Here is a 6,273-nt window from a genome sequence, read left to right on the forward strand (position 1 = left end):
CCCCACGTCTTCGCCGCCGACACCCTGGCCGAAGCCGACGCCGTGAAGGCGGCCGGCCCGAAGGGCCGCGAGGATTGGCGGGGCGAGCCGCTTCTCACCATCGACCCGCCCGACGCCAAGGATCACGACGACGCCGTGATGGCGGTGCCCGACGACGACCCGGCCAATCCGCAAGGTTTCGTCGTCACCGTCGCGATCGCCGATGTCGCGGCCTATGTCCGCCCCGGCACGGCGCTCGACCGCGAGGCGCTGATGCGCGGCAACTCGGTCTACTTCCCCGACCGCGTCGTGCCGATGCTGCCCGAGCGCATCTCCAACGACCTCTGCTCGCTGCGCGGCGGCGAGGACCGCCCTGCGCTCGCCGTGCGCATGGTGATCGGCGCCGACGGAGTGAAGCGGCGGCATACGTTCCACCGGGTCATGATGCGGTCGAAGGCCAAGCTCGCCTACGCGCAGGCGCAGGCGGCGATCGACGGCTACCCCGACGAGATCACCGCGCCGCTGCTGGAGCCCGTTCTGCGGCCGCTCTGGGCCGCCTACGAGGCCCTGAAGGCGGCGCGGGAGGCTCGTGGGCCGCTCGCCCTCGACCTGCCCGAACGCAAAGTGCTGCTGACCCCGGACGGCGCCGTCGACCGCGTCGTGGTGCCCGCCCGCCTCGACGCGCACCGGCTCATCGAGGAGTTCATGATCCTCGCCAACGTCGCGGCAGCCGAGACCCTGGAGGGTGCCAAGCAGCCGCTGATCTACCGCGTCCACGACGAGCCCGCCCTGGAGAAGATGCGGAGCTTAAGCGAGGTGCTCGCCTCCATCGGCATCAAGTTGCCGAAGGAGGGCGCGCTGCGCCCCGCCCTGTTCAACCGCATCCTCGGCCTCGTTGCCGAGACCGAGCACGCCCTGTTCATCAACGAGGTCGTGCTGCGCAGCCAGGCGCAGGCGGTCTATTCGAGCCAGAACCTTGGGCATTTCGGGCTGAACCTGCGCCGCTACGCCCATTTCACCTCGCCGATCCGGCGCTACGCCGACCTCATCGTCCACCGGGCGCTGATCACCGCCTGCCGCCTCGGCGGCGACGGCCTGCCGTCCGATGTCACGTCCGGCACTCTGGAGCAGGTCGGTGAGCAGATCTCGGCCGCCGAGCGCCGGGCCATGGCCGCCGAGCGCGAGACCATCGACCGGCTCATCGCGCATCACCTCGCCGACCGCATCGGTGCGACCTTCACGGGCCGGATCTCGGGGGTGACGCGCTCGGGACTCTTCATCAAGCTCGACGACACTGGCGCGGACGGCTTCGTGCCGATCTCGACGCTCGGCGCCGACTACTATCGCCACGACGAGAGCCGCCATGCCCTGGTCGGCGAGCGCAGCGGCGAGACTCACCGGCTCGGCGATCCTGTCGAGGTCAAGCTCGTGGAGGCCGCTGCTGTGGCCGGCGCCCTACGCTTCGAGCTGCTCTCGGAGGGACGTTCGCGCCAGGAACAGCGCGGCGCCGGGCCGAAGCCCCGGGCCGCGCACCGCACCGGTGTTCCCGGCCGCCCCCCTGGCATCCGCAACGCCGGCTCGCGCCATCGCGGGTCGCGCCGCTGAGGCGATGGGCGTAGGTTAAGTCGGTGGCAAGACAGGATGGATCACGGATGGCGGCAGCAGGGCTCGAGACGGATGCGGCCGTGCGCCACGGCCTCGTCAAGTCGATGGCAACCGGCTTCCTCGGCCGCTGCCCGCATTGCGGCAAGGGCAAGATCTTCGGGCGCTTCCTGAAGGTTCGGCCGGACTGCGAGTCGTGCGGCCTCGAAATGCACCATCACCGGGCCGACGACCTGCCGCCCTACATCGTCATCTTCATCGTCGGGCACATCGTCGGCTACGCGCTGCTGAAAATGGAAACCGAGTACGACGTACCGCTGTGGTTCCAGCTCAGCTTCTGGCCCGTCGTGACCCTCGTCATGGCGATGGCCCTGCTGCAGCCGGTGAAGGGAGCGGTCGTCGGCCTGCAATATGCCCTTGGCATGCACGGCTTCGCCAAGCTACCGACTCCCCGTGCCGAGGCGGCAACGCGGCTTGAGGATCTCCAACGTGGACCAGACGGCGGACATCCCGGCGGAGCCCCCGGTCTCGGCCAAGCCTGAGAAGGCCAGAACCAAGCCAGTCGCAAGGCCTCGCAACGCCGCGACGCTCATCATCGTGGACCGCAAGGGCCGATCGTCACCCAAGGTCCTGATGGGGCGCCGGCACGCGGGCCTCGCCTTCATGCCCGGCAAGTTCGTCTTTCCCGGCGGACGGATCGAGCCCTCGGACCGGCACATGCCGGTGGCCGGCGCCCTCTCGGCGCGGGCGGAGGCCGCGCTTTCGGCGCAGGTGGTGCGCCCGCCCCATCACCTCGGCCGCGCCCTGGCGCTGGCCGCCCTCCGCGAGACCTATGAGGAGACCGGCCTCATCCTCGGCACCCGGGACTACGGCCCGCCGGACGACGTGCCGGACGGCCCGTGGGCGGCGTTTCGCGACGAAGGGGTCCTCCCCGACCTCGAAGCCATGCACCTCGTCGCCCGGGCGATCACCCCCCCGGGACGCCCGCTCCGCTTCGATACCCGTTTCTTCTCCATCGACCGGACCCATGTCGCGGCCGAGGCGACCGGCATCGTCACGCCGGACTCGGAGCTCGTCGAACTCGTCTGGGTCAGCATCGCGCAGGCGCGAAAGCTCGACCTGCCCCGGATCACCGACATCGTGCTCGGCGATCTCGAAACGCAGATCTCCGGCGGCTTCGCGCCGCACCTGCCGATCCCGTTCTATTACGAACGGCGTGGCCGGGGGCAGCGGGAGCTGCTGTAGCAGCTTCACCGCGCCCTGGAGTCGCCGTCGCAATGAACTCCCGTCCGCCGCGGGTGTTGAACCCGGCAACGCGAGACAGGAGTCGAGTCATGATGAAGGGTGGACTGCTCTGGCTGATCGGAATTCCGCTGCCGATCATCCTCATTATCTACTTCTTCACGGGATGGCTTCGGTAGACCATCCAGATCAGAGAGCGACGCGGCCGCTCACTCGGCCGCGTCGAGCCTCGGGTGCTCGATGGCGCTCCGCTCGCGCTTGACCAGTTCGGCCGTGCGGAACGCCACCTCCAGCGCCTGCTCGGCATTGAGGCGCGGGTCGCAATAGGTGTGGTAGCGGTCCTGAAGGTCGTCGGCCGTGAGCGCACGGGCGCCGCCGGTGCATTCGGTGACGTCCTTGCCGGTCATCTCCAGATGGATGCCGCCGGCGATGGTGCCCTCGGCGCGATGGACGTCGAAGAACCCTTCGATCTCCTGCATCACCCGCTCGAACGGGCGCGTCTTGTAGCGTCCTGCCGAGATCGTGTTGCCGTGCATTGGGTCGCACGCCCAGACGACGCTGCGGCCCTCCCGCTCCACCGCCCGGATCAGTCCGGGCAGATGCTCGCCGACCTTGTCGGCGCCGAAGCGGCAGATCAGCGTGAGGCGCCCAGCTTCATTGGCCGGGTTCAGCTGGTCGGCGAGGCGCAGGAGACCGTCGCCCGTCATCGACGGTCCGCATTTGAGGCCGACCGGGTTCTTGATGCCGCGGGCGTACTCGATATGGGCATGGTCGGGCTGGCGGGTGCGGTCGCCGACCCAGAGCATGTGGCCGGAGGTGGCGTACCAGTCGCCGCTCGTTGAATCGACGCGGGTCAGCGCCTCCTCGTAGCCGAGCAGCAGGGCCTCGTGGCTCGTGTAGAAATCGGTGGTGCGCACCTCCTGGTGCGTCTCGGGGTTGATCCCGATCGCCCGCATGAAGTCGAGCGCCTCCGTCATCCGCTCGGCGCAATCGGCGTAGCGCGAGGATTGCGGCGAATCCTTCACGAAGCCGAGCATCCAGCGATGCGAGTTCTCGAGGTTGGCGTAGCCGCCGGTTGCGAAGGCGCGCAGCAGGTTCAGCGTCGCGGCCGATTGGCGGTAGGCTTCGATCTGCCGGCGTGGATCGGGCACGCGGGCTTCTTCCGTGAAGGTGAGGCCGTTGACGATGTCGCCGCGGTAGCTCGGCAGGGAGATGCCGTCCATGGTCTCGGTCGGCGAGGAGCGGGGCTTCGCGAACTGGCCGGCGATGCGGCCGACCTTCACGACAGGTGAGCCGCCCGCGAAGGTGAGCACCAGCGCCATCTGCAGGAAGACGCGGAAGAAATCGCGGATATTGTCCGCCGAATGCTCGTCGAAGCTCTCGGCGCAATCGCCGCCCTGGAGCAGGAAGGCCTGCCCCGTCGAGACCCGCGCCAGCGAGGCTTTCAGCTTGCGTGCCTCACCGGCGAAGACGAGCGGCGGGAAGCTCGCGAGCTGGGTCTCCACGGCTTCGACCGCCGCGGTGTCCGGATAGGCCGGCACCTGCTGGATCGGCAGGTTTCGCCAGGACTTCGGCGTCCAGCTCTTCGGTGTCCAACGCTCGCCCATGATCGTCTCCCGTCCACCTCTTGGCCGGCTTCGCTGAAGGGGAATCCCGCTTCGAAGAGCGCGGCTTATAAAGCGCTTTTCTCAAGGATGCGAGGGAGGACAATGGTGGTGCCGCGCATGGGTGGGAAGTGGCGGCGGACAGGTGGCGGCGGACGGGAGACGGCGGCCTCATGCTCAAGTGCGCTACCACACGCATCTTGCGAAGCCGCTGTAACGACTGATGGAGGCACCGCGAGACACTGATCAGATGCGACGAAGACTTCCACGCATCTCTGTAAGTGAAGGAATAACCGTCATGATCAAATCCGTTCTCGTCGCCCTCACGCTCGCCGCCGCTTCCGTCGGAGGCGCCTCCGCAGGATCGCGTACCATCAACGTCTGGGGTGCCCAGCTCGATGCTCCGGGCGAGCAGGTCGAAGGGCCCGCCTTCGCATCGCGGATGAGCGATCGCGGCAGCTCGCGCTTCATGGCCTTGACCGCGGCGCCGTCATCCGAGCCGGCGCCCGTCGGCAACGGTTATCGCCAGGTCGAGCACGCCCGCTGATCCGCCGCCAGGCCTGCCAGCCACCGCGATGGCAATAGCCGTCCGTGACGTGTTGACGGAGCCCGGTTGCGCGCCTCGTGCTCGCCCGGGCCCAGCCCGTCATCATCCTGGCACAGGGCGGGACGCGCACGGCGCCCCACCCTTAAAGGTCGATTCACGTTACCCGTCTACGAGGGAAGGGTGCGAGTTCCGCGTGATCGAAGTGCCATGTCCCCCTCCCTCGACGATGTGCCGGACCTCTCCGGCCTGATCGAACTGTCCCGGGTCGAGCACCTCGACCTGAAACCGGTGATCCTGCGCGTCCAGACGGACCTGTTCGTCTCGTCCGAGGTCCGCGATCCCAGATCGATCGAGGCCTTCGAGTCCCTCGCCGGCGGCCTGATCCCCATCGTCGACGATGCCACAGCGGAGACCGTCGCACGCAAGCTCGCCCGATTTCCCGGCACGCCCGCCTCGATCCTGGCGAGGCTTGCGGCACGGGGCGGCGCGATCCGCGACATCGTCGTCGCCGAGGCGCCGGTCCTGACCGCGGAGGTGATCGAGGCGGCCCTGGCCGACGGCGCCGATCTCGGCCCCGCCATCGCCGGTCGGCCCGACCTCAGCCGACATATCCTTGCGGATCTCGCCGACCGCGGCCTGCCCGACATCGACCGTGCCCTCGCGGCCAATCCGCGGGCTGCTTTGCAAGGCGACATCCTCAGAGTGCTTGTCGGCCGCGCCCGCGAGGACGCCGATCTGGCCGCAGAGATCCTGAACCGGGCCGATCTCGCGCCGGCCGACCTCGCGTCCCTGTACCTGTTCGCCTCGCAGACGCAGCGCGAGGCGATCACCCAGGCGGTCGCCGCCACCGCGGCCCTGCGTCCATGCCCCCCGGCACCGCGCGAGGCCGGGGCGATCCTGACGGGCTTCTCGGGCCGGCGCGACGTCGCCGGCTTCGTCGGCGCATTGAGCGACCTCATCGGATTGCCCAAGAGCTTCCTCGGCAGCGTCGCCGACCCATCGCGGCGCTACGAGCTCCTCACCCTGGCGCTGCGCGCCGCCGGCCTGCAGGAAGAGGAGGCGGTCTACGTCTTCCTCACCCTCAATGAGAGCGTCGCGCGCTCCGTCGACCGGGTGTTCGACCTCGTGAAGCTGTTCCGAATCACGAGCCGCCCGGCCGCCCGCGATCTGATCGCGTCGATCCTCGACATGCCGCTGCCCGAACGCCTGGCCGGCGACGCCCACCAGGCCTACCACGCGCCCGATTCCGCCCGGACCCGACCCGAACGGGTCGACCAACGCCTGCCGGTCCGGCCCGCC

6 protein-coding genes are annotated in these 6,273 nt (G+C 69.1%); 5 read left to right on the forward strand and 1 reads right to left on the reverse strand.

What is annotated here, in order from left to right:
* The 3 genes from ACFE7U_RS10110 to ACFE7U_RS10120 all read left to right on the forward strand — a co-directional run.
* On the forward strand, window positions 1-1,584 hold a 1,584-nt coding region (locus ACFE7U_RS10110), incomplete at its 5' end, for a ribonuclease R family protein (RefSeq protein ID WP_375409592.1).
* Between the two features lie 47 nt (window positions 1,585-1,631).
* The gene (locus ACFE7U_RS10115) at window positions 1,632-2,123 is read left to right on the forward strand and encodes a DUF983 domain-containing protein (protein ID WP_375409593.1); all 492 of its coding nucleotides are present in this window, start codon (window positions 1,632-1,634) and stop codon (window positions 2,121-2,123) included.
* On the forward strand, window positions 2,071-2,826 hold the full coding sequence (locus tag ACFE7U_RS10120; protein WP_375409594.1) for an NUDIX domain-containing protein: 756 nt from the start codon (window positions 2,071-2,073) through the stop codon (window positions 2,824-2,826). Before ACFE7U_RS10115 ends, ACFE7U_RS10120 begins: the two co-directional genes overlap by 53 nt.
* Before the next feature lie 206 nt (window positions 2,827-3,032).
* Here ACFE7U_RS10120 and ACFE7U_RS10125 read toward each other — a convergent pair whose 3' ends face one another.
* Window positions 3,033-4,430 (reverse strand): class II 3-deoxy-7-phosphoheptulonate synthase, encoded by a 1,398-nt coding sequence (locus ACFE7U_RS10125; protein ID WP_375409595.1) that lies wholly within the window; start codon window positions 4,428-4,430, stop codon window positions 3,033-3,035.
* A gap of 295 nt (window positions 4,431-4,725) precedes the next feature.
* On the opposite strand from ACFE7U_RS10125, the gene ACFE7U_RS10130 reads away from it, so the two are divergent.
* Window positions 4,726-4,974, forward strand: coding sequence for a hypothetical protein (locus ACFE7U_RS10130; protein ID WP_375409596.1), 249 nt, complete (start codon window positions 4,726-4,728; stop codon window positions 4,972-4,974).
* A 207-nt stretch (window positions 4,975-5,181) separates the two neighbouring features.
* Window positions 5,182-6,273, forward strand: a 1,092-nt coding sequence (locus ACFE7U_RS10135; RefSeq protein ID WP_375409597.1) for a DUF2336 domain-containing protein, incomplete at its 3' end; no start/stop codon positions are given.

This window comes from uncultured Methylobacterium sp., assembly GCF_964251405.1.
GTDB lineage: Bacteria > Pseudomonadota > Alphaproteobacteria > Rhizobiales > Beijerinckiaceae > Methylobacterium.